Origin of the sequence: Pseudidiomarina aquimaris, assembly GCF_003987395.1 — a bacterium.
GTDB classification, from domain to species: Bacteria; Pseudomonadota; Gammaproteobacteria; order Enterobacterales; family Alteromonadaceae; genus Pseudidiomarina; species Pseudidiomarina aquimaris.
Genome location: NZ_PIPT01000010.1, coordinates 50,599 through 72,640, shown reverse-complemented (window position 1 = coordinate 72,640; position 22,042 = coordinate 50,599). Strand labels below are relative to the sequence as shown.

General features: G+C 51.0%; 25 protein-coding genes. 7 read left to right on the top strand and 18 right to left on the bottom strand.

Translation table 11 applies throughout. From position 1 onward, the window contains the following. Nucleotides 1-5 precede the first annotated feature (5 nt). From hisD to hisIE, 7 genes are read left to right on the top strand one after another with little or no spacing between them, the layout of a single operon-like run. Complete coding sequence (gene hisD / locus CWE21_RS12195) at nucleotides 6-1,334, top strand: histidinol dehydrogenase (protein ID WP_126834720.1); 1,329 nt, start codon at nucleotides 6-8, stop codon at nucleotides 1,332-1,334. Then, nucleotides 1,331-2,434: a histidinol-phosphate transaminase gene (hisC, locus tag CWE21_RS12190; RefSeq protein ID WP_126834719.1), complete on the top strand. Its 1,104-nt coding sequence runs from the start codon at nucleotides 1,331-1,333 to the stop codon at nucleotides 2,432-2,434. The genes hisD and hisC overlap by 4 nt, the downstream gene beginning before the upstream one ends. Continuing rightward, nucleotides 2,431-3,507 (top strand): bifunctional histidinol-phosphatase/imidazoleglycerol-phosphate dehydratase HisB, encoded by a 1,077-nt coding sequence (gene hisB / locus CWE21_RS12185; protein WP_126834718.1) that lies wholly within the window; start codon nucleotides 2,431-2,433, stop codon nucleotides 3,505-3,507. Before hisC ends, hisB begins: the two co-directional genes overlap by 4 nt. Further along, nucleotides 3,504-4,112, top strand: a complete 609-nt coding sequence (gene hisH, locus CWE21_RS12180) for an imidazole glycerol phosphate synthase subunit HisH (protein WP_126834717.1) — start codon at nucleotides 3,504-3,506, stop codon at nucleotides 4,110-4,112. Before hisB ends, hisH begins: the two co-directional genes overlap by 4 nt. Next, on the top strand, nucleotides 4,093-4,830 hold the full coding sequence (gene hisA, locus CWE21_RS12175; RefSeq protein ID WP_126834716.1) for a 1-(5-phosphoribosyl)-5-[(5-phosphoribosylamino)methylideneamino]imidazole-4-carboxamide isomerase: 738 nt from the start codon (nucleotides 4,093-4,095) through the stop codon (nucleotides 4,828-4,830). The genes hisH and hisA overlap by 20 nt, the downstream gene beginning before the upstream one ends. After that, a complete protein-coding gene (hisF, locus tag CWE21_RS12170; RefSeq protein ID WP_126834715.1) occupies nucleotides 4,812-5,585 on the top strand; it encodes an imidazole glycerol phosphate synthase subunit HisF in 774 nt (257 codons plus the stop codon). Before hisA ends, hisF begins: the two co-directional genes overlap by 19 nt. Before the next feature lie 13 nt (nucleotides 5,586-5,598). Next, nucleotides 5,599-6,216, top strand: a complete 618-nt coding sequence (gene hisIE / locus CWE21_RS12165) for a bifunctional phosphoribosyl-AMP cyclohydrolase/phosphoribosyl-ATP diphosphatase HisIE (RefSeq protein ID WP_126834714.1) — start codon at nucleotides 5,599-5,601, stop codon at nucleotides 6,214-6,216. Here hisIE and CWE21_RS12160 read toward each other — a convergent pair. From CWE21_RS12160 to CWE21_RS12075, 18 genes are all read right to left on the bottom strand, one after another. Next, nucleotides 6,213-7,625, bottom strand: coding sequence for an MATE family efflux transporter (locus CWE21_RS12160; RefSeq protein WP_126834713.1), 1,413 nt, complete (start codon nucleotides 7,623-7,625; stop codon nucleotides 6,213-6,215). The genes hisIE and CWE21_RS12160 overlap by 4 nt on opposite strands. A gap of 37 nt (nucleotides 7,626-7,662) precedes the next feature. Further along, nucleotides 7,663-8,895 carry an aminotransferase class V-fold PLP-dependent enzyme gene (locus CWE21_RS12155; protein WP_157982773.1) on the bottom strand — a complete coding sequence of 411 codons (1,233 nt, stop codon included), beginning with the start codon at nucleotides 8,893-8,895 and terminating at the stop codon, nucleotides 7,663-7,665. Then, nucleotides 8,888-9,709 (bottom strand): alpha/beta fold hydrolase, encoded by an 822-nt coding sequence (locus CWE21_RS12150; protein WP_241970296.1) that lies wholly within the window; start codon nucleotides 9,707-9,709, stop codon nucleotides 8,888-8,890. The genes CWE21_RS12155 and CWE21_RS12150 overlap by 8 nt, the downstream gene beginning before the upstream one ends. Then, on the bottom strand, nucleotides 9,706-10,110 hold the full coding sequence (locus tag CWE21_RS12145) for an MAPEG family protein (protein WP_126834711.1): 405 nt from the start codon (nucleotides 10,108-10,110) through the stop codon (nucleotides 9,706-9,708). The genes CWE21_RS12150 and CWE21_RS12145 overlap by 4 nt, the downstream gene beginning before the upstream one ends. Nucleotides 10,111-10,187: 77 nt before the next feature. Beyond that, nucleotides 10,188-10,832, bottom strand: coding sequence for an adenylate kinase (gene adk, locus CWE21_RS12140; RefSeq protein WP_126834710.1), 645 nt, complete (start codon nucleotides 10,830-10,832; stop codon nucleotides 10,188-10,190). 118 nt (nucleotides 10,833-10,950) lie between these two features. Continuing rightward, entirely contained in the window at nucleotides 10,951-12,852 is a 1,902-nt protein-coding gene (gene htpG, locus CWE21_RS12135; RefSeq protein ID WP_126834709.1) for a molecular chaperone HtpG, read from the bottom strand. A gap of 75 nt (nucleotides 12,853-12,927) precedes the next feature. Continuing rightward, nucleotides 12,928-13,536 (bottom strand): recombination mediator RecR, encoded by a 609-nt coding sequence (gene recR / locus CWE21_RS12130; RefSeq protein ID WP_126834708.1) that lies wholly within the window; start codon nucleotides 13,534-13,536, stop codon nucleotides 12,928-12,930. A gap of 11 nt (nucleotides 13,537-13,547) precedes the next feature. Further along, complete coding sequence (locus tag CWE21_RS12125; protein WP_126770825.1) at nucleotides 13,548-13,877, bottom strand: YbaB/EbfC family nucleoid-associated protein; 330 nt, start codon at nucleotides 13,875-13,877, stop codon at nucleotides 13,548-13,550. A gap of 19 nt (nucleotides 13,878-13,896) precedes the next feature. Next, nucleotides 13,897-15,918, bottom strand: a complete 2,022-nt coding sequence (dnaX, locus tag CWE21_RS12120; RefSeq protein ID WP_126834707.1) for a DNA polymerase III subunit gamma/tau — start codon at nucleotides 15,916-15,918, stop codon at nucleotides 13,897-13,899. A gap of 58 nt (nucleotides 15,919-15,976) precedes the next feature. Continuing rightward, entirely contained in the window at nucleotides 15,977-16,501 is a 525-nt protein-coding gene (gene apt, locus CWE21_RS12115) for an adenine phosphoribosyltransferase (RefSeq protein ID WP_126834706.1), read from the bottom strand. Further along, nucleotides 16,498-16,908: a response regulator gene (locus CWE21_RS12110; protein WP_126834705.1), complete on the bottom strand. Its 411-nt coding sequence runs from the start codon at nucleotides 16,906-16,908 to the stop codon at nucleotides 16,498-16,500. The genes apt and CWE21_RS12110 overlap by 4 nt, the downstream gene beginning before the upstream one ends. 205 nt (nucleotides 16,909-17,113) lie before the next feature. Beyond that, nucleotides 17,114-17,875: an HvfC family RiPP maturation protein gene (locus tag CWE21_RS12105; protein ID WP_126834704.1), complete on the bottom strand. Its 762-nt coding sequence runs from the start codon at nucleotides 17,873-17,875 to the stop codon at nucleotides 17,114-17,116. Then, complete coding sequence (locus CWE21_RS12100; protein WP_126834703.1) at nucleotides 17,844-18,686, bottom strand: HvfB family MNIO-type RiPP peptide maturase; 843 nt, start codon at nucleotides 18,684-18,686, stop codon at nucleotides 17,844-17,846. The genes CWE21_RS12105 and CWE21_RS12100 overlap by 32 nt, the downstream gene beginning before the upstream one ends. 3 nt (nucleotides 18,687-18,689) lie before the next feature. Beyond that, complete coding sequence (locus CWE21_RS12095; protein WP_126834702.1) at nucleotides 18,690-19,061, bottom strand: HvfA family oxazolone/thioamide-modified RiPP metallophore; 372 nt, start codon at nucleotides 19,059-19,061, stop codon at nucleotides 18,690-18,692. 122 nt (nucleotides 19,062-19,183) lie between these two features. After that, complete coding sequence (locus CWE21_RS12090; protein WP_241970295.1) at nucleotides 19,184-20,482, bottom strand: hypothetical protein; 1,299 nt, start codon at nucleotides 20,480-20,482, stop codon at nucleotides 19,184-19,186. Between the two features lie 5 nt (nucleotides 20,483-20,487). After that, entirely contained in the window at nucleotides 20,488-21,099 is a 612-nt protein-coding gene (locus CWE21_RS12085) for an energy transducer TonB (protein ID WP_126834701.1), read from the bottom strand. Between the two features lies 1 nt (nucleotide 21,100). After that, the gene (locus tag CWE21_RS12080; protein ID WP_126834700.1) at nucleotides 21,101-21,502 is read right to left on the bottom strand and encodes an ExbD/TolR family protein; all 402 of its coding nucleotides are present in this window, start codon (nucleotides 21,500-21,502) and stop codon (nucleotides 21,101-21,103) included. Nucleotides 21,503-21,514: 12 nt separating this feature from the next. Next, nucleotides 21,515-22,039 carry a MotA/TolQ/ExbB proton channel family protein gene (locus CWE21_RS12075; protein WP_126834699.1) on the bottom strand — a complete coding sequence of 175 codons (525 nt, stop codon included), beginning with the start codon at nucleotides 22,037-22,039 and terminating at the stop codon, nucleotides 21,515-21,517. Nucleotides 22,040-22,042 lie beyond the last annotated feature (3 nt).

Below are 22,042 nucleotides of genomic sequence, written 5' to 3'. Positions count from 1 at the left end.
TCACCATGTCAGCGACCGATGTTCGTTTACAAGAGCGTTGCTTCAATTGGGCCGAGTTAAGCAGTGCTGAACAAACGCAGTTATTGCAGCGCCCAACGCAACGGGTGTCGAGCGAATTAAATGCGACCGTGGCGAGTATCATCACTGCCGTGCGCACTGAAGGTGATGCCGCCGTCGTGCGCTATACCCAGCAGTTTGATTGTGCCGACTTAACCGAATTGCGTTACCCTCGCGAGCGCATCGAGGCACAACTAGCTAAACTAGATGCCCGCACGAAAAGTGCCATCGACACGGCTTACAGCACCATTCAGAAATTTCACGCGGCACAGCAACCGCAAAATATTTGCTTAGAAACGGCACCAGGAATTGAGTGTCAACTGCGCTACACGCCAATGAGCGCTGTGGGCTTGTACATTCCGGGTGGCACTGCGGTATTGCCTTCTACGGCGCTGATGTTGGGTGTGCCCGCACAATTAGCTGGCTGCCCGCGCGTGGTGTTGGTTAGCCCGCCGAATCAGCAAGGTGAACTGGCACCAGCGTTGCTTTACGCGGCACAGAAGTGTGGGATCACCGAAATCTACCGCTGTGGAGGCGCACAAGCCATTGCCGCCCTCGCCTACGGCACCGAAACTATCGGCAAAGTGAATAAGATCTTCGGCCCCGGCAACAGCTTCGTCACCGCTGCTAAGCAGGCCGTATCACAAGATCCTGCAGGGGCAGCGATTGATATGCCGGCGGGTCCTTCAGAGTTAATGGTGATTGCTGACGCCGATGCGAATCCAGCCTATGTTGCCGCTGATTTACTCTCGCAAGCTGAACACGGCGCCGATTCACAAGTGGTTCTATTAACCGATTCTGCCGCACAGTTAACTGCAGTCCAGCAACAGTTAGAGCTGCAATTGGCGCAGCTTTCACGCGCCAGTACAGCTGCACAGGCGCTTTCTAACAGTGCACTGATTCAAGTGCGCGACCTCGCAGAATCCGTGGCTATCAGTCAAGCTTATGCGCCCGAGCACTTATCCGTGCAAACTGCAGATGCAGAACAACTGGCCGAGCAATTAACGAATGCAGGTTCGCTGTTTATTGGTGCCTTCACTCCTGAATCAGGCGGTGATTACGCCACCGGCACCAATCACGTGTTACCGACCTACGGTTTTGCTGACACCGTCAGCAGTCTTGGCTTGCTCGACTTTTTCCGTCGCTACACCAGTCAAAAAGCGACACGCGAAGGCTTAGTCGGACTTGCCGACGCCATCGTCGCACTGGCCGAAGCTGAGGGCCTCGATGCACACGCACGAGCGGTCACGGTGCGCTTACAGGAGTCGAACTCATGAGCACACAAAACAGCTTTATTGGTCAACTTCAGCGCGCGCACTTAGCAGACATCACGCCTTATCAGTCGGCGCGACGCAGCATGAGTGGAGGCTCCGTCTGGCTCAATGCCAACGAAGCGCCACAAACGCCGGCCTTTCCGCAACAAAATGACTGGAACCGCTATCCGAGTTTTCAAAGCAATGCGTTGAATCAAGCTTACGCTGATTATGCGGGTATAGCACTCGGGCAAGTTCTAAGTTGCCGGGGCAGCGACGAGGCCATCGAACTATTAATACGCAGTTTCTGTGAGCCGCGTGAGGATGCGGTGATGATCACCACCCCCACCTATGGCATGTATGCCATTAGCGCGGCGACCCATGGTGCTGATGTCGTGGACTGCCCTTTGCAGAAAGCCGCTGACGGTAGTTTACAACTCGACGTCGAAGCGATGGTGGGTCGAGTCCGCGATACCAGCCAAACGCGCGTTAAGCTGATCTTTGTTTGCAGCCCATCGAATCCACTCGGCAACGAGGTCGACGCCGCGCGTATTGAGCAACTGCTTGAAGCCGTGGGCCAAGACGCCTTAGTGGTGCTCGATCAAGCCTATATTGAGTTCGTTGCCACCGAATCGAGTCAACGCCGCATCGCCGAATGGCTCGCACGCTACCCACAATTGGTCGTGCTACGAACCTTATCGAAAGCTTTCGGTTTGGCGGCACTACGTTGCGGTTTTGCGCTGGCCCAACCTGAATTAATTGAAATACTGCGCAAAGTTATTGCTCCGTATCCATTGCCAGAGCCAACCATCGCAGGCGCAACGCAAGCGTTATCCGAGCCAGCGATAGCTGAAATGCAAGCGCAACTTGCCCAAACACTGAAGCAACGCGAGCGTTTGCTGGCTGACTTAACAAACCGTAGCTGGGCAAAAGCGATTTGGCCGAGCGTCACCAATTTCGTCTTGGTCAATGTGCCCGATGCAGCCGCGCTCGTCACGCATTGCCAACACGCAGGTGTCTTGATCCGTAATCAATCAAGTCAACGTGGCCTTGGCCAATGTATTCGTATTAGTATCGGTAATGCTGCCGAAATGGACCGTTTATTGGAGGTACTCCCCGCATGAGTGCACAACGTATTTTATTTATCGACCGCGACGGCACATTGGTTGAAGAGCCACCGGTGGATAAGCAACTCGACAGCATCAGTAAGCTTGTCTTTGAGCCTGGGGTGATCCCTGCCTTATTAGCCTTGCAAGGAAAAGGCTACCGCTTAGTTATGGTCTCCAATCAAGATGGCTTAGGCACGGACAGTTTTCCACAAGCCGACTTTGACGCGCCGCACGATCTGATGATGGCAGTGTTTGAGTCTCAGGGCGTTCGCTTCGATGAAGTGTTGATTTGTCCGCACTTTCCGGAAGACAACTGTAGCTGCCGCAAACCGAATTTAGGCCTCGTCAAAGACTACCTGCAACAAGGGAAAATCGACTTTACCGATTCCTATGTGATTGGCGATCGCGAGACCGACATTCAACTCGCCGAAAACATGGGAGTCCGAGGTTTACGCTACGACCGTGAGCAGCTGAATTGGCAAGCGATTCAACACCAACTCTTGGATCGTCCACGTACCGCAAGCGTGAACCGCACCACCAAGGAAACTGCGATCCAGATCGATGTCGATCTTGATGCCCAAGGCCCTATTGCTATTAGCACCGGTGTTGGCTTTTTCGACCACATGTTAGAACAAATCGCGACACACGCCGGCATTAGCATGCAGATTGCGGTAAAAGGTGACTTACATATCGACGAACACCACACCGTCGAAGACACTGCCTTAGCACTCGGTCAAGCGCTGCGCCAAGCCTTGGGTGATAAGCGAGGGATTGGCCGGTTTGGTTTTGCACTGCCGATGGATGAGTGTCGTGCGGAGTGTTTGATCGACCTGTCAGGTCGCCCGTATCTGCAATTCTCTGCAGATTTTAGCCGTCCACAAGTCGGTGAGCTATCGACCGAGATGGTTGCACACTTTTTCCGCTCGATTGCCGATGCCATGGCGGTTTCGCTGCACGTCAGCACCACCGAGGGCAACAGTCACCACCAAGTGGAGAGCCTGTTTAAAGTCTTTGGCCGGGCACTACGTCAAGCTGTCGCGCGCACGGGCGATGGCGCACTGCCATCGAGCAAAGGGATGTTGGCATGAGTTTAGTCATTGTCGATACCTCTTGTGCCAACCTGTCTTCGGTAAAGTTTGCCTTTGAGCGGCTGGGTGTGAAGCCGCTTATTACCGCCGATGCAGCCCAGATCCGCAGTGCAGAGCGCGTGGTATTGCCCGGCGTTGGCACGGCCAAAGCCGCGATGCGCAACCTACAAGCTTTAGACTTGGTCGTTACCTTGCGCGAACTGCAGCAACCGGTCTTAGGTATCTGTCTTGGCATGCAGCTTATGACAGAGTGGTCAGCCGAGGGCGATGTGGATTGTTTAGGTCTGATCCCTGCCCGCACCGTAGCACTGGAGAATACCGGACAACCGCTACCGCACATGGGCTGGAACACCGTCTCTGAAGTCGGCGAAAACCCACTTTTGCGTGGTATTTCGGCGCCAGCCTATTGCTATTTTGTCCACAGTTTTGCGGTTGCTCCCGACAAGTACACCATTGCGAGTACCGACTACGGACAACGCTTCGCCTCGATGATTCACTCGAACAATTACTTTGGTGCACAGTTCCATCCAGAACGTTCAGGCGCAGTCGGAGCACAAATTTTGAAAAACTTTATGGAGTTGAGCGATGCTGATACCCGCGCTTGATCTGATTAACGGCGAAGTCGTACGTTTGCAGCAAGGCGATTTTGCTCGCCAAACAACCTTTGCCAGCGACCCTCTGCCGATCGCCCAAAAATATGCAAAGGCTGGAGCCGAGTGGTTACATGTCGTCGATTTAGATGGCGCCCGCGACCCCTCACAGCGTCAAGTGGCCACCCTAAAGCGCCTCGCTGGACAACTGCCCATGAAGCTACAAGTAGGCGGCGGTATCCGCCAGCGCCAGGACCTCGAACAGCTTTTTGCCTGCGGTATCCAGCGCGTCGTTATCGGCTCATTAGCGGTCAAACAACCTGAGCTGGTGGCTGCTTGGCTTGAAGAGTTTGGCAGTGATGCCATTGTGCTGTCACTTGACGTCAGCATTGCTGACGATGGCAATGCCTATGTGGCAACGCACGGCTGGCAGGAAACCTCGGAGCTAACCCTCGAGCAAGCGATTGAACGCTTTTTGCCGTACGGATTGCGTCACGTCTTATGCACCGATATTGCCAAAGACGGTATGCTCGGCGGCTACAATCTTGAGCTGTATCAAAACCTCAAACAACGCTATCCGCAACTGGTTATTCAAGCCTCTGGTGGCGCCGCGCAGCTTGAAGACCTCAAGCACTTGCGCGCTTTTGGTTGTGACAGTGCAATTTTGGGGAAAGCATTATTGACTGGTAAATTCACCTTAGAGGAGGCGTTCGCATGCTGGCAAAACGCATAATTCCTTGCCTCGATGTGCGCGATGGCCAAGTCGTCAAAGGTGTGCAATTTCGCAACCATGAGATCATCGGTGACATCGAGCCCCTAGCTGAGCGCTACGCAGCGGCCGGTGCCGACGAACTGGTATTTTACGACATCACCGCGTCGTCAGATGCGCGCGTTGTCGACAAATCTTGGGTTGAGCGCATCGCGCGTCGTATTGATATTCCTTTTACTGTGGCCGGTGGTATTAGCTCCATTGATCAAGCACGCGAGCTGTTGGCCATGGGGGCTGATAAGATATCCGTCAATTCACCAGCGTTGCGCGAACCTGAATTAATTAATCGTTTGGTCGATGAGTTCGGTCAACAGTGCATTGTTATTGGTATCGACAGTTTCTTTGACGCCGAAAGTGGCCGTTATTTGGTGTATCAGTTCACTGGCGATGAAAGTAAAAGCCAGCGCACCCGTTGGCAAACCGCCGAATGGCTGCAAGAAGTCGTAGCTCGCGGAGCGGGCGAAATCGTTTTGAACTGCATGAATCAGGACGGTGTCCGCAAAGGTTATGATATTGCCCAACTGCAGACCATGCGTAAGATCTGCCCAGTGCCTCTGATTGCCTCAGGTGGTGCCGGTCATGCCGACCATTTCCAGCAGGTGTTCGAGCAAGCCAACGTCGATGGAGCCTTGGCGGCCTCGGTTTTTCATAAAAACACCGTAGTTATTGCCGAATTAAAGCAACAGCTACAAGCTGCTGGCATTCCAATGCGTTACTGAGAAGGACAACATAATGCGAGTCACACTAGAAAACCTAAGCCAACTCGATTTTGCTAAGCAAAATGATTTGCTGCCGGCCATTGTGCAGCATGCACATAATGGCACGGTGCTCATGCAGGGCTATATGAATCCTGCGGCGCTTGAACAAACGTTAATGAGTGAGTTGGTCACTTTTTACAGCCGCAGCAAAGAACGCTTATGGTGCAAAGGTGAGAGTTCAGGGAATACCCTAAAGTTAATCAGCGTGCATAGTGACTGTGACGCGGATAGCTTGCTGATTCGTGCTCTGCCCGCTGGCCCCACCTGCCACCTCGGTAGCGAGAGCTGTTTTAGCAGTGAACAGTTTAGCGAACAACCGACCTTGGCCCAGCTGATGCGCGTCGTACAACAGCGCGTTGCCAACGCTGACAGCAAAAGCTATACCGAACAGTTACTCGCCGCAGGTACCAAGCGTGCAGCGCAAAAAGTGGGTGAAGAAGGTGTAGAAGTCGCGTTGGCTGCTGCCACGCATGACCGTGAGGAACTACTCAACGAAAGTGCCGATCTGCTGTATCACCTGCTCGTGGTGCTACATAGTGAAGGGCTGGATTTAAGTGATGTGCTTGCCGTGTTAGAACAGCGCCGCCGTTAATCGGCAGCGCTTTCTTTGAGGTTTCCAGCTAATAGATTGCGGTCGTAGCGCTGGCTGACTTTGCGTAAACGCCAAGTGAGCAACACTGCGGCAATCGACAAACCGATAATAAAGCCAATCCACATACCCGCCGCGCCCATTGCCGGCACGATGATATCTGTCCGCGACAGTAAAATACCGATGGTTAACCCAAACGGCCAATACGACACAAAAGTGATAAACATTACCGCTTTGGTGTCTTTGTAACCGCGCAAGGTCCCCATGGCCACGGCTTGGAAGGTATCTGAAAGAGTAAAGATTGCAGCCAAGCCCATTAATGTTGCAGCTAAGTTTATAACCCCCTGATCTGGCGTATACAAACTCGCCAACCAACCGCCGGCCAACCACATGATCAAGCCATTGACTGCAGCGAAGGTCATCCCATAAATTGTGGCCAACTTATGGCTGAGCATGGCATTGGCAGGGTTGCCGGCGCCCAGCGCAAAACCGACGCGCAGCGTAACCGCCATCGAGAGGCTCAATGGCACCATATAAACTAACGATGAAATATTCAGCGCTATTTGGTGGCTCGCAACCATGGTCGCACCTAGAGGGGCGATGACGAGCGCGGCGGCGGCAAATAAGCTAACTTCAAAGAACATTGCGGTGGCAATTGGAAAGCCGAGACGTACGATGTACCAAATATCGTCCCAATCAGGCTTAAACCATTGTTGAAACACCCCAATGGCTTTAAAACGCTTGGCCCACAACACATAGACCAGCAAGCCGAGAGCCATTACCCACAATACGATTGCGGTGGCTAATCCACAACCCGCTCCTCCCATTGCTGGCGTGCCAAACTTGCCATAAATAAGGATGTAGTTTGCGGGAATATTAACTAATAAACCGATGATGCCAATCACCAGCGAGGGCACCGTGTGCGACAAGCCTTCACAAAAGTTACGCAGCACCATATACAGCACCAGAGCCGGTACCGCCCAAATCAAATAGCCTAAGTAATCAAGGGTAATGGTGCGGAAGTTATCTTCTACCGCCATGGCGTTAAGGATCAGCGGCGCAGAGAAAATCACCGCGACACACAGCAAGCTACCAATCAACGCTGCATAAAAGCCTTGTTGCACCATATTGGCGACTTTATGGCGCTTATTCGCACCATCGAAATGCGAAATGATGGGCGCGAGGGCAAGCCCCATGCCAAACACCAATAAGGTCGAAGGAAACCAAATACTCCCACCCACCGAGACAGCCGCCAAATCAGTTGCACTGACACGACCCGCCATGACGGTATCAACCACCCCCATCAACATTTGGGTCAGTTGCGCAACCAAAATCGGCCCCGTTAAACGGGCAAGCTTTTTCGATTCGCGCCACCAGTGATCGGGGCGAGGTAATTGCGCAGTTCGGCTCATGACAGCTTACTCATGGAAATTTCTCTTCGGTAGGTTTTTATTCTGCTTCAGTAAAAAGCTGATAGGCTTCATCGAGTACGGCGCATAAGCGCTCACAATCAGCGGCGGTATTATAGGCTGCAAGCGACACTCTGACCACCGCTGTGTGCTGCCAAAACTGCAATAATGGCTGTGCACAATGGCTACCGGCCCGCACGGCAATCGAATGTTCAGCAAGATAACTCGCCAAGTCAAAAGCATGTACTTCAGAGCTAAAAAAACTTATCAAGGGTAAGCTTGTGCTGTCCGACTGTGGCGGCACTAACTGCAACCATTGCCGTTGGGATAACTGCTCGCGCAGGTTATGCGTGAGCCTTTGTAAATAACAACTTAAGCCCGCCTCACGTTGCTCGTTGAGCCAACGCGCCGCTGCAGCACAGGCAATAATCGCGGCGGTATTCGGTGTCCCTGCTTCGAATTGCTGCACACCACTTACCCATTGCGAGCTGGCTTCAGTAACCTCCGTCACCATCCCGCCACCGACCAGCCATGGCTCAAGCTGCGCCTGGAGTTGGGTGGTCAAATACAACACGCCGCAGCCAGTAACTCCGTACATTTTGTGCGCTGAAAAAGTCAGTGCATCGCAACCTAAGGCGACGACATCGAGTGTTAGAGAACCAACCGCTTGCGCCGCATCAACAATGGTCAAAGCCCCCTGCGCTCGCGCTCGCTTTGCGATTTCCGCCACCGGTAAAACTTGTCCGGTGACATTACTCGCTAAAGTTACGGCGACGAGCTTACAGCGCTCTGTCACGACGTCTTGCCAATCAGCCGCAAGGTTCCCAGTGCAAGGATCCAAATCAAGCCAACGGATCGTTAGCCCGTGTTTTTCTGCCAGGCGTAGCCAGGGTAAAAAGTTCGAGTGGTGTTCGGCCCGTGACAACACAATTTCATCGCCGGCCTGCCAGTCTAGCTGTAAGCCTTGTGCGAGCATGTTCAGGCTGTGCGTTGCACCAGCGGTAAATGCGACTTCGTTGGCCTGAGCTCCGATCCAGTTTGCTAACTCTTGACGCGCTTGCTCGAGTTGTGCGGTCGCCTGTTGCGCCAGCGGGTAGCTACCGCGGTGCGCATTTGCATGGCCGTGTTGATAATAATCGAGGTAAGCCTGCAACACCGTCTCTGGCACTTGGCAACTCGCCGCACTGTCTAAATAGACGAATTGCGGTTGCGAGCGCCATAAGGCGAACTGTTCCCGTGCGGCTTTGCCGCCGGCAACGTAGGCATCAGTCACGGACCGCCTCCGCCGTACTCGCATACGTGGAAATAAAGCCACATAACTCTGGATTGACGAGCTGCGGATGCGTCAGTGGCCCCATGTGGCCACAATCAAGCTGTTTAGTACGAACATCAGGCAACACCCGCTGCAACTGCTCAGCCACGCGTTGAGCGCTGTGTTGGGTTTTGCTTCCGGTTAGCAATAACACCGGTTGCGCCAACTTGCTGTAATCCACTAACTTGTGCGGCTCGCCCATTAACGCGGCAAAATCCATCGCCACTTTTTCTGCTTGGCTGGCCATCAACTGTTGTACTTTTGCGGGCAATGCTGCAAAAAAGCCTGGTTGGTTCCAATAATCAACAAAGGTTGCAGTGCTGCCGACCGGATCGGTCGCGTCCATTTGCGTCGCAATGGCTTCAATTTCCTGTCGTGCCGGTTCATTTGCTTCGAGTACGTGAAAAGCGACCGGTTCAAACACCGCAACCGCTTGCACATTTAGCAAGTTTTCCAGCGCTAACTTCAGTGCTAGAGCACCACCGTAGGAATGGCCGATAAGCGTCACCGGTTTGCTGCCAAGCAAAGCTTTAACACCCGCCACAATGCGTGGAACTTCATCGCTAAAGCGAAACGCTTCAACTTGTTCAACCTCAGCTTTCGGTGCTTTACCATAGCCAATTAAATCAACACCAATGATGTCGTAGTCGGCTTGCAACTGCTGGATCAAAGCTCGCCACTGGCTGGTATTGCTTTGCGAGCTATGCAACAACACCAAGCTGGGGCCGTTACTGTTACCGAAACGCTGGATCCCCTGCATTGAGTCCGTGGTCATACTGCCATCCCGAATGCGTAGCCCAACAAGTAACCCGCTTGCAATAACAAGACAATAAAGGTGCCAAGAACACCCACCGTGCGTGCCCACGATGGCCCAATGCTCATGCGCAGGCCTAAGGCATGACAAATACGCGCGACAAATAACAAGCCGCCCATTGCGTGCAATAACATCACCGGTGCCCCGCTCAGTTCCATGAGCACCAATAGCAATAGCATCAATGGCACATATTCAGCGAAATTAGCGTGAATACGTGTGGCAACTTCAAGGTCTTTGGAATCGCCAGTACCGATACCCACGCGATCGCGCCAGCGTAATCGAATGACAGCCACTGACAAGGCGAAATAGAGCAGCGTCAGAAGACCTGCATACATCATACTAATTTGTAATTCGACAGCCATTGTTATTCTCCTTTTAAGTCGACTACAAAAAAGCCCACACAAGGTGGGCTTCGAAACATTCTTTGCTGACGCGCTGCTTAACCCAGCAACTCACCTAGCTCTTTACTAATCGTTTCAACATTACGGGTACCATCAACTTTGTGGAACGCCGTTTTGCCCTGCTCTGCTAGTGTACGATAATACGCCACTAATGGCTCGGTTTGTTCATGATAAATAGCTAAGCGCTTACGCACTGTTGCTTCTCTATCATCATCACGAATAATCAAGTCTTCGCCAGTAACGTCGTCTTTACCTTCCTGCTTCGGTGGGTTGTGCTCCACGTGGTAAACACGACCTGAACCTGGGTGCACGCGACGACCGCTCATACGATCGACAATCACGTCATCAGGAACAGCGAATTCCAGCACTACATCAACATCGATGCCAGCTTCTTGCATCGCATCGGCTTGCGGGATGGTGCGCGGAAAGCCATCAAGAAGGAAGCCGTTTTGGCAATCAGGTTGCGCAATACGCTCTTTCACTAGGCCAATCATAATATCATCAGACACCAGCTTACCCGCGTCCATGACAGCTTTTGCTTGTTGCCCTAACTCAGTACCGGCCTTAATTGCAGCTCGTAACATGTCACCCGTTGAGATTTGCGGAATCCCAAAAGTTTTCATCAAGAACTGCGCTTGAGTACCTTTCCCGGCGCCAGGTGCGCCCAACAGGATAATGCGCATTTACAACCCTCTTTCCTAGTTTTGTTGGTGTGCGTTGGATTAAGGTCGAACTTTACCGCCTAGCGGCGTGCAATACAAGTCCGAGCATTGCCGACTTTCGTCGACAATGCTCCATGTTTTAGCTTAATTTGCCGGCGCTTAATTCCATCATCAGTCGATTCAAACGCGTCACAAACTGAGCCGGGTCTTTTAAGCTACCACGCTCGGCAAGGGTTGCTTGGTCAAGCAAGAGATTCGCCCACTCGGCAAACTTCTCGTCATTATCCAAAGCGGCCACCTGCTGCACTAGGCTATGCTCAGGGTTCAGTTCAAAGATGTACTTAGTTTCTGGCACTTTTTGCCCGGCAGCTTCCATCAGCTTAGCCATTTGCGTGCTCATGTCATTCTCGTCCGTGACAATACAGGCTGGCGATTGCGTCAAACGGTGAGTAACACGCACTGACTTCACTTTATCACCAAGCGCTTTTTCAAAACGTTTGACCTGATCCTCAAAGGATTTTTCCAGCTCTTCTTGCTGCTTTTTATCCTCTGCATCATCAAGGTCGCCCAAGTCGAGATCACCACGGGTAACGCTTTGGAACTGCTTCTCTTTGTATTCGCTAAGATGGCTCATCAACCACTCGTCGATACGTTCTGACAGCAGCAAGACTTCGATACCCTTTTTCCGGAAAATCTCGAGTGCAGGATTATCACGCGCAGCTTCATAGCTATCAGCAACGATGTAATAGATCTTATCTTGCTTCTCAGCCATGCGCTCTAGGTAAGCATCTAAGCTTACCGTCGCTTCCGCTTTGTCCTCATGTGTTGAGGTAAAACGCAGCAACGCCGCAATTTTCTCCTGGTTTGCGTGGTCTTCAGCTGGGCCTTCTTTCAACACCGTACCGAAGGTATTCCAAAACTCTTGATACTGCTCAGGATCGTCTTTTGCGAGTTTGCTTAGCATACCCAAGACTTTCTTGGTGCTGCCACTGCGCATTGCACGCGTGATCTTGTTGTCTTGTAAGATCTCCCGTGACACGTTCAATGGCAAATCATTCGAGTCCATCAAACCACGCACGAAACGCAAATAAGTCGGCATCAGCTGCTGTGCATCATCCATGATAAACACGCGCTTCACATAGAGTTTAATGCCGTGCTGTTGTTCGCGATTCCATAAATCCCACGGCGCACGCTTCGGAATGTACAGTAGGCTGGTGTATTCCTGCGTACCCTCAACTTTATTGTGGCTCCACAGCAGTGGATCTTCAAAGTCATGCGCAATGGTTTTGTAGAACTCTTGGTATTCTTCATCGCTAATCTCAGCTTTTTCCCGCGTCCATAGCGCTTGACCTGAGTTCACGGCTTTCCATTCAGTTAGCTTGCCGTCGTCATCACGCTCAGGCATTTCCACTGGAATGCTGAGATGGTCGGAATACTTGGTGATAATACCGCGCAGACGGAATTCGTCGAGGAATTCGTTCGCATCTTCACGGACATGCAAAATAATATCGGTACCGCGCTGGGCCTTCTCGATGACACGAATATCAAATTCGCCTTCGCCTTTGGAATGCCATTCCACAGCTTCGTTGGCTGCGGCTCCAGCAACGCGGGTGCGCACTGTCACGCTATCGGCAACGATAAATGCAGAATAAAAACCTACGCCGAACTGACCAATCAAACGACTATCTTTCGCTTGATCACCTGACAGCTGGCTAAAGAACTCGGCGGTGCCGGATTTGGCGATGGTACCGAGATTACTCATAACATCGTCACGTGACATGCCGATGCCGTTGTCACTAATCGTAATGGTGCCGGCGTCTTTATCGGCACTCACGCGGACACGCAGTTCAGCATCATCAGCTATTAAATTGCTGTCGCTCAGTGCCTTAAAACGCAATTTATCAGCGGCATCTGAGGCATTCGATACCAACTCGCGTAGGAAGATTTCCTTGTTTGAATAAAGCGAATGAATCATCAAATGAAGCAATTGCTTCACTTCGGTCTGAAAGCCATGGGTTTCGGCTTGACGGGTCTCCGCCATAGTGATCTCTCCTGCACTATTGTTGCTAACACTCAGACAGAGATGGGGACACCTGGCGGGTTTTCAAGGAAAAATTTAATCAAATTCGACGCGTTTACGTCCACTGAAGGCATGTCCTAGTGTAGCTTGATCGACATACTCCAGTTCTCCGCCGACCGGCACTCCATGAGCGATACGTGACGTGGAAACATTGTGCTGGCGGGCTAATTCAGCGATGTAGTGCGCGGTTGCCTCACCCTCAATGGTTGGGTTGGTTGCTAAAATAATCTCACTAATCGTGTCGGCGGCGAGACGTTCTGCTAAACGATCGAGACCAATATCTTCCGGCCCAATGCCGTCAAGCGGCGAAAGATGCCCCATGAGGACAAAGTAGCAACCAGCATATTGACCGGTTTGCTCTATCGCCAACACATCGGCAGGCGTCTCAACGATACACAGCAGACCGCTATTGCGCCGCGCGTCGTCGCTGCATAGCTCACATACTTGAGCTTCGGTAAGCGTGCGACACACCTCACAATGGCCTACGCGTTCAACTGCCTGAGCCAAGGCTTGGGACAGTTGTAGACCACCCTCACGTTGGCGCTCCAATATTTGGAACGCCATCCGCTGCGCCGACTTCGGCCCAACGCCCGGGAGCATGCGCAATGCTCTTATAAGTTCACTGATTGCGGGACTAAGTCGCATTGCTTGAGCCTTTAAAACGGTAACTTCATACCTGGTGGCAAGTTCATACCGCCAGTCACTTCAGCCATACGTTCTTTGGTTGTCTGCTCTACACGACGCACAGCATCGTTAATCGCTGCCGCGATTAAGTCTTCCAGCATTTCTTGGTCTTCATCTTCCATCAAGCTTGGATCGATGTGCACACGACGTACGTTATGGTTACCGAGCATGGTTACTTTCACCATACCAGCCCCCGCTTCGCCGGTGACTTCAAGGTTCGCGATTTCTTCTTGGGCCTTTTGCATGCGCTCTTGCATTTGCTGCGCCTGCTTCATCATATTTCCCATTCCACCTTTAAACATATCTACCTCGTCTGGTTTCTTAAAGCGGTTGTACTGAGTCGTCTAACAGCTCAGCACCAAAGTTCTGTTGTAGCGCTTGGGCTAGCGGATCTGCAGCCAATTTTTGTTTGGCGTCAGTGAGTCGCTTGGCGTCAATGGCTTGCTGAATTTCAAAAGGTGTGGGCTGCGGTGTATTTTTCAAGGCAATTTCAGCTAACTTCAGGTCTAAATTTTCCTGCAATGCTTGCGTAATTGCTTGCGCAACCGATTCATTGAGTAAGTGCTGCCATTCCTCGCGCACCCACAGCACGTAACTTTCGTTTTGTTTCTCTAGTACGCTATTGCGCGCCAACTGCCGTGCTAAGCCAGTCAATTCAAGATTATCAATGAGAGCCGACCAACGGTCGATTTCTGCTGCACTGCGCGTGTCATCAGGTATGGCTAGGGATTCCAGTGATGCTGCTTCAGCCTGAGGCGCCTGCATTTGTGTTGGCTTTGCACTCGCGTGAGCTGGTGCTTCTGGCGCTTCTGGCTTCGGCGACACCTCTGGTTCTGGTTCTGGTTCGGGTTCTGGCTGCGCAGCTACGGGCGTTGGCTTAACAACCGACGCAGCAGCCTCGTTGCCCTTCAGCTTCTCAGAATTTTTTTTTTGCTGCAGCATCGCCCGCGTCTCCAACAACGAGGCCAAGCTATCCTGCGAGTTTTCAGTGGTTGCAGCTGGCTCAGACGGTTGCTGTGGCTGCGGCTCTGGAGCATGGTCAACTTGTGGCTCCGCGTGCAGCTCTGGCTCTGCTGTAAATTCAGGTTCAGGCGGCAGATCCGGTTCGGACAATTGTTCCTGCGGTACCTCAGGCTCTGTTGCGGGCGCAGGTTCTGTTCCCTGTGCCGATTCGGGAGCGGCTTTAGCTGCACTCGCAGGTGCGGCCTTAGTCGTCGTTACCGTTGTCGTATCTACGGGCGTGCGCTCCATAAGCTCAATACGCTCGGGACGAAACGCCATCATGCGCAACAAAGTCATCTCAACGCCGCTTCGAACCTCAGCAGCGTAGTCGAGGTCACGTCGACCTTGAATGAGGATATCGTAATAAACTTGCAGTAACTCGGCCGGCAACTGTTGCGCCAAATGTTGGTCTTCAACCGACAATCCAAGGGTTTCCGCCACTTCTGGCACCGCTTGATATAGGGCTAGTTGATGCACATAGTTCTGCATTTCACCCAACAAGTTACTCAGATCAGGAACCTGTCCGGCTATCCGCGCTAACGTCGTCAATAAATCAGCGCCCTGTCCCGCGACTATTTGCTCGAGTAAGGTCGCTAGTTCAAAGCTAGGTACGGCACCCAACATTTGCTGCACGCCGGCCATGGTGACCTGTTGTTCGCCCTGCGCAATCGCTTGGTCGGTAAGACTCAAGGCATCACGCATACTGCCACGCGCGGCACGAGCAATTGCAACCAACGCTGCTTCATCGAAAGGGATCGCTTCTTGTTGCAACACGTAGCCGAGATGATTGGCAATCTCTTGGCGATCCAAGGCCTTCAAATTGAACTGCAAGCAGCGCGATAACACCGTAATGGGCAGTTTTTGCGGATCGGTCGTCGCCAGCAAAAATTTCACATGTTCCGGCGGCTCTTCTAGCGTTTTGAGCAGCGCATTAAAACTATGCCGTGACAGCATGTGAACTTCGTCAATGAGGTAAACTTTGTAGCGCCCGTGAGTCGGCTTGTATTGCACGTTATCCAGCAGTTCACGGGTATCTTCGACTTTAGTACGAGACGCCGCATCGATTTCCAACAAATCGACAAAACGCCCCTCGTCAATTGCCTTACAAGCACCACATTGACCACAAGGTTCGGCAGTGATGCCCTGTTCACAGTTAAGACTTTTGGCGAGAATTCGGGCAATGGTTGTCTTACCGACGCCACGCGTTCCGGTAAGCAGCCAAGCATGGTGCAGTCGACCTGAGGTGAGCGCGTTCATAACGGGTTTTAGAACGTGCTGTTGGCCAACCACTTCTTTAAAAGTATGCGGGCGCCACTTACGGGCGAGCACCTGATAACTCATGCTTAGATTCCTTGTCGAACTCGGGTAATCGGTGACATTAAGATGCCCTTACGTTACCTCAAAATTCACACAGGGTATAGTACGGAATCGATGCTTCTTGCAGGCGTTGCGCACCTGGCAAGTCCTTCAAAGTGATCACAAACGCGCATTCTTCAACGCTTGCGTCGGTCTGTTTAATGAGTTTGATTGCTGCCAACACGGTCCCTCCCGTCGCCAGCAAATCATCAATGACCAGCACATGATCATCAGCACTTAAGGCATCGACATGCATTTCTAAAGCGTCTTCACCGTACTCAAGTGCGTAGCTTTGTGAAAGCGTCTTGGACGGGAGTTTTCCGGGCTTGCGCAGAGGCACAAAACCAATACCGAGGGCGTAAGCCAGTGCGGTACCAAAAATAAAGCCACGGGCTTCCATCCCGACAATTTTGGTTAGGTTTTTGTCGCTGTAGCGCTGCACGAAAGCATCGATTGTTGCCTTGAAGGCAGCACCGTCGGCGAGCAGCGGCGTTATATCCCGAAAAACAATACCCGCTTTAGGGTAGTCGTGAATCGCCCTAATTGAGTTCTTAATTAAATCACTCATGAGGCCGCTGAACGTTGATCTGGATGCGTCTGTGGATGCATGGTTTGCCACAAATCAGCGAGCAGCTCTAACAAGCGCTGTCTTTCAATGGGCTTTGGCAGACACAAGTCAGCACCACTGCGGCGCGCACTGTCCTCAATGTTTTTTACATCTTGAGTCGACATTAACAGCAATGGTGTTTGCTTGTAAGCATCTAAACTACGCAAGTTGCGCAACAGATTCATCCCGTCTAATAACGGCATTTTGTGATCTGCTAAGACGACGTCAAAAGTGTCTGCTTTAGCGCGGTTAAGTCCATCTAAACCGTCTTCAGCGCAGGTCACCACAAACGGGGTTTCCGCTAATATATCTAGAAGCTGTGCGCGAGTCGCTGGTTTGTCTTCGACCAACAAAAGTTTGCGAGACATAAGTTGCCTTATTGAGATGAATGTTTAAGCAGACAGGTGTTTAAACCACTGCAAAACTGCTGGTAAACACGGTACACCTACAACAACTAGGACCGCCAACCAGCCAATCCACGGTTTACATGATGGATCGTGGAATCTTTCATTGTTAGCCATATGGGAATTCCTCATAACTGCAGCTAATTTTAGCGGGGCGGATCATACTCGATTACGGTCGCGTGAACAACACAAAGCGCTCACAAAAATCCTGCACGAGCTGCAAGAGCCCCGACGCCAAGGCTTGTGGTTCTTGCTCTGGGTATTGGACCAATAGATCTTCAAAGAGTTGCGAAAAAGTAAGCGGATTAGTCTGTAATTCAGCGAGTACACCAGCAGTCATATGATTTAATTGCATAAACCTTACCTGCTCTGCGCCCGGTTCACGATAAACCAAAACGCAATAAGGCTCAGCGAGCACCTCATCTGGCAGTTGTGTGCGACTAATGCTAGCAACCGGATAATTATAAATGGCTACTTGTGCAGTGCTATTAAGATAAAGGACGGTTGTTTCCGTAATCGTCTCAACTTCTTGCAGGCTGTCATCGAAGTGAGCATGCAACACGTCAACCTCAACGCGCTCATAGTGCGCAAGCTCAAATAACCAAGGCGGTAATTCGTTTTGAAGCCGTTGCGGCTCATCTAGAGTGGCGAGAAAATCAACAAATTCTGCACCAATATCTGAAAAAAGTGGAGAGTGTGCTTGATGTTGAGCGATGAACTTAGCACACAATAGCTGCCATTGCGTATCGCTCAGGACAGTTTGTAAAACCGGGAACCCTGCCCGTAAGAACTGCTGAATATTGTTATGAATGAGACGTTTATAGATAGCTAAGCGGCGAGGTTCGACGTTATCGAATGGATGACGTGAGCTGTCTTGGCCGCGCAGCCAAGCGCCCAATTCATGCTGAATGCTTTTGAAATCTTTGTTCACGTGCGCCTACGACTCGTTGTTGATGGGTGGTAATCTTATTCATCTCAGCAAGCAAGGTCGGTAGCGGTGGAATATTAAAATCGCGTTCAAGTACTGTAGGAAATAAACCGTGCTGTTGATACGCAAAATCGAGTAAGTCCCACACTTCTTGTTTTACATCTGCACCGTGGGTATCGACGAACAGGTCATCATACTCTTCGGTATGCCCCGCTATATGGCCATAGATGATCCGCTTACTTGGTAAACCCGCAATAAAGTCGTATGGATCATAACGGTGATTGACGCTGTTAACGAAAACGTTATTGACGTCGAGTAGTAACTTGCAGTCCGCTTGCGCGAGCACCGCATTAATAAAGTCGAGCTCACTCAACTCATTAGCAAAGCTCGCATAATACGAAACATTTTCGAGTACCAAAGGTCGCTCAATAATGTCCTGCACTTGGCGAATACGCTCTACCACGTGTGCGACTGCCTCATCGGTAAAAGGTATCGGTAACAAATCGTAAAGGTGCCCACCAGCCGAGCAATAGCTCAAATGTTCACTGTAAATGGCAATATCGAAGCGATCGAGAAAGGTTTTAACCTTTTTTATGAACTCAATATCAAGCGCATCTGGGCTACCAATTGACAACGACAGCCCATGGCTTGTTAATGGTGCTTGCTCGCGAATGCGATCAAGCGTTCGGTAAGCTTCATTTCCCCGCGGGAACCAGTTTTCTGGCGCAAGCTCCCAAAAACCAACATTGGGAGCCTGCGTTAGGACCTCGTCCAGAAACTCACGACGTAATCCGAGTCCTACGGTGTTCTGCATTACTTATGCACCACCGCACTTACCTTCGCCGCATTTTCCTTCGCCACACTTACCTTCTTTGGCTTTTTCCTTGGCTTTTTCTTTCATTTTGGCTTTGTGGTCTTCGCCGCATTTCCCTTCACCGCACTTCCCTTCACCACATTTGCCTTCTTTGGCTTTTTCTTTCATTTCTTCTTTGTGCTCTTTCATTTCTTCCTTGTGCTTCTCACCACACTTACCTTCGCCGCATTTCGCTTCACGCTCTTTGCTTTGTTCTTGCTGATAGCCTGAAGGCATGTCTGAGTAGCTAAAAGGATTAGCTGTAGCTTGCATAGAAAGACCACCTGCTAATAATGCACCTACGGTGACCGCCATTGATTTCTTCATGTTGCTCATAATGTAGTCCTCTGTTTGTTTTATGCCTTACGACATAGTTTAATTATAGCTGTTTTACAAAAAAAAGCCCCGCTTGGCTAGCGGGGCTTTACAACTTTTTTGCGTAGTTAGCTATGAAGTGCTTAAAGCGACACGCCTAAGTTGCTCGCTTTGCTGCGAATGTAAGATTCCCAGCTACGCGCGTTACGGCGTTGGCTTTCAAACTTCTGCGCTTCTTTAACATATCTCAGCGCTTCGCTGAATTTGTTCTGATAGAAATACGCTTCAGTGAGTGACATATACACCGGACCTGGTTCGTCATAACCCTGCTCAATCGCATTCAAGTATGCCTGAGCTGCTTGCGGGTATTCTTCCGCACGCAAGTGGGCAGTACCTTTTTTACGATAAAGGTCAGCGCGGTCTTCTCGCTCTTCAGCAAGCTCTGCAGCTAATGCATAGACTTCCGCTGCACGACTGTATTCACGTGCCATCTCGAAGTTGTTTGCCGCGTTTTGGTAGTTACGCGACGTCTTCTCGATGTCACCAGCATTCAAATGTTTCACCATCAAGCGTGCTGAATCATAAGGAATACCGTTATTTGAATACAACTGTACAAGTGCTTTGAACTGGCTTTCTTTATCGAAGTATCCAGCTAAGTATGCGATTTCCAATGTTTGAAGTGCTTTATCAAGCTTCTCTTCTAACATGTAAATCATACCCAGTTGGTTCCACCAGTTTTTCTCACCTGGAATGACTTCTAAGCCAGCTTCAAGTACATCGATCGCATCACTATACATTTTGCGTTCGTAGTACGAAGCAACTTTCAAGACGTAAGGGTTCTTGTTTGGCTCTTCGTAGTATTGAATCGCCATATCCGCTGGGCGAATGACTTTGTCGAATTGCTTCAACTCGTAGTATGAGTTCGCGATTCGCAAAAATACGTCAGCATTATATTCGCCAGTGAACTGCAACCACTTACCGTAGTACTTCAGTGCTGCTTCGTAGTCCTCGACCTGCAGGCTCAAGTCCGCCGCTAGTTTCAGCGCCGACGCTTGATCTGACCAACCGAGTACGTCTGCATCTGCTGCACGCGTTACACGCATGTAAGCGTCATCAATGCGGTCGTCAGCTGCATAAAGGTTGCCAAGAAAACGATCAACGTAAGCTTGGTCAAATGCTTCGCGTGGCTCGGTATCTTCGAGTTCTGCGATAGCGCCTTTAATGTCTTCCTGCTCGCTGTAGAGTTCAAAAGCACTCATGATACGACGCCCAACACGCTCAGATACCGTTAAGTTACGACGATTATCTTTACGCTGTTGGATTTCTTCTGCCGATGGCAAGTTGTAATTGATGTCTTGCGCATTAGCGACAGGCACGCCCGCCGCTAAAGCACCACACAATACACTCGCGCTAAGCAGCATAGAGAGTTTTTTGTGCATCATAATCATTACTCCTGATCCAGGCTGAAGTCGAGCTGGACTGTCTGGCCAGGCTGCTCTACAGGCTTGCCATCAACCATCTTCGGATTGTACTTCCAACGCAAGAGTGCACGACGTGCTTCTTGGTCGAATACCCGACGAGGGTTTGAGTCGATAACTTCGACGTCAGTCACACCACCGGTCTTATCGATGGTAAAGCGCAACATTACCCAACCTTCAACGCCATCTCGAGCTGCAGCAGGCGGATAGCGCGGGTTAATACGTACCACAGGTACGGCTTCACCGTCTCGCATCATTGCACCGCTGGCATCGAAGCCTGTGTCGGTACCACCTACATCCACATCGAAGCCAAGGTCGAGATTCATACCATCAGCATCTGATGTATCAGGCTCGTTTGGCGGCGTTTCTGGCGGCTGTGCCGGCGGCGGCGGAGGTGGTGGCGGCGTACGACGACGCTGATCCACTTCCGAATCCGGCGGCTGAGTCACAATCTCAATGACTGATGACGGTGGAGGCGGTGCATTTCGCCCTTCGCCCCCGCTGATCAAGAACGCCATGAACGCGAACAGAAGGAACGTAGCTGCAGCACCTAATAGTATTGATACTATAAAGCGCACCATATTAATCGTCCTCTGCGGCTATGGATATCTTGTCAATACCCGCTTCCTTGATTTGATCCATGACTTCAACGACAACACCATGTTTGGCTTCTTTGTCCGCCTGAATCACTACGATATCAGTTGGCTGTTCTGCCAATAGACGTTCGATGTTCGCGCCTACACGCTCAACATCAACCATCCGCTTATCCATCCATACTTCGCCATTCGCGCGAATAGCGATGAAGATGTTGGCAGAAGGCTTCTTCTGCGCCTGATTAGCTTCTGGCTTGTTCACGTCAATACCAGCTTCTTTAACGAAAGAGGTGGTTACGATGAAGAAGATCAACATGATGAATACGATGTCAAGCATCGGCGTCATGTCGATCGCTGCATCTTCCTCTTCACGAATACGTTTACGTGCCATAATTCTTCTCTCTTAATGATGTGGCAAACTGTCGACCAACTTATCACGAGCACGTTTCACTTTTGACTCTAAACGAGTCGCAAAGAACATGCCGGACAGTGCTGCAACCATTCCAGCCATTGTCGGGATCGTCGCCATCGAGATACCGTCGGCCATCAAACGCGGGTTACCAGTACCCTGCGTTGCCATAGTTTCGAATACGGTAATCATACCGGTTACCGTACCCAATAGTCCGATAAGAGGACACATGGCAATGGTTGTTTTGATCAACAACATACGTGCATTCAGTTTATCAGCTGCTTCGGAAATCCATGCTTCACGGATCCTGTGAGCGTACCAAGAGGTGGTGTCCTTCCGCGCGTCCCATTTAGCGATGATGTCTTTCTTCATCTTCGGGAACACAGCGGTAAGGAACCAGAAGCGCTCAATCATGAGTACCCACATGAGAAAGAGCGCTCCCATGACGAAATATAAAACGTCGCCACCGGTGCTCAGAAAATCCCTGATAGTTTCCCAAAGGCCCATCAGGTAAAGCATAGG

Coding starts and splice junctions, on each gene's coding strand:
- hisIE (WP_126834714.1), top strand. CDS start 5,599: ATGCGAGTCACACTAGAAAACCTAAGCCAACTCGATTTTGCTAAGCAA.
- CWE21_RS12075 (WP_126834699.1), bottom strand. CDS start 22,039: ATGCTTTACCTGATGGGCCTTTGGGAAACTATCAGGGATTTTCTGAGC.
- htpG (WP_126834709.1), bottom strand. CDS start 12,852: ATGGCGGAGACCCGTCAAGCCGAAACCCATGGCTTTCAGACCGAAGTG.
- hisF (WP_126834715.1), top strand. CDS start 4,812: ATGCTGGCAAAACGCATAATTCCTTGCCTCGATGTGCGCGATGGCCAA.
- CWE21_RS12095 (WP_126834702.1), bottom strand. CDS start 19,061: ATGAGCAACATGAAGAAATCAATGGCGGTCACCGTAGGTGCATTATTA.
- adk (WP_126834710.1), bottom strand. CDS start 10,832: ATGCGCATTATCCTGTTGGGCGCACCTGGCGCCGGGAAAGGTACTCAA.
- hisC (WP_126834719.1), top strand. CDS start 1,331: ATGAGCACACAAAACAGCTTTATTGGTCAACTTCAGCGCGCGCACTTA.
- hisB (WP_126834718.1), top strand. CDS start 2,431: ATGAGTGCACAACGTATTTTATTTATCGACCGCGACGGCACATTGGTT.
- CWE21_RS12145 (WP_126834711.1), bottom strand. CDS start 10,110: ATGGCTGTCGAATTACAAATTAGTATGATGTATGCAGGTCTTCTGACG.
- CWE21_RS12160 (WP_126834713.1), bottom strand. CDS start 7,625: ATGAGCCGAACTGCGCAATTACCTCGCCCCGATCACTGGTGGCGCGAA.
- CWE21_RS12110 (WP_126834705.1), bottom strand. CDS start 16,908: ATGTCTCGCAAACTTTTGTTGGTCGAAGACAAACCAGCGACTCGCGCA.
- CWE21_RS12125 (WP_126770825.1), bottom strand. CDS start 13,877: ATGTTTAAAGGTGGAATGGGAAATATGATGAAGCAGGCGCAGCAAATG.
- hisA (WP_126834716.1), top strand. CDS start 4,093: ATGCTGATACCCGCGCTTGATCTGATTAACGGCGAAGTCGTACGTTTG.
- CWE21_RS12100 (WP_126834703.1), bottom strand. CDS start 18,686: ATGCAGAACACCGTAGGACTCGGATTACGTCGTGAGTTTCTGGACGAG.
- CWE21_RS12080 (WP_126834700.1), bottom strand. CDS start 21,502: ATGGCACGTAAACGTATTCGTGAAGAGGAAGATGCAGCGATCGACATG.
- apt (WP_126834706.1), bottom strand. CDS start 16,501: ATGAGTGATTTAATTAAGAACTCAATTAGGGCGATTCACGACTACCCT.
- dnaX (WP_126834707.1), bottom strand. CDS start 15,918: ATGAGTTATCAGGTGCTCGCCCGTAAGTGGCGCCCGCATACTTTTAAA.
- CWE21_RS12085 (WP_126834701.1), bottom strand. CDS start 21,099: ATGGTGCGCTTTATAGTATCAATACTATTAGGTGCTGCAGCTACGTTC.
- hisD (WP_126834720.1), top strand. CDS start 6: ATGTCAGCGACCGATGTTCGTTTACAAGAGCGTTGCTTCAATTGGGCC.
- CWE21_RS12090 (WP_241970295.1), bottom strand. CDS start 20,482: ATGATGCACAAAAAACTCTCTATGCTGCTTAGCGCGAGTGTATTGTGT.
- recR (WP_126834708.1), bottom strand. CDS start 13,536: ATGCGACTTAGTCCCGCAATCAGTGAACTTATAAGAGCATTGCGCATG.
- CWE21_RS12150 (WP_241970296.1), bottom strand. CDS start 9,709: ATGACCACGGACTCAATGCAGGGGATCCAGCGTTTCGGTAACAGTAAC.
- hisH (WP_126834717.1), top strand. CDS start 3,504: ATGAGTTTAGTCATTGTCGATACCTCTTGTGCCAACCTGTCTTCGGTA.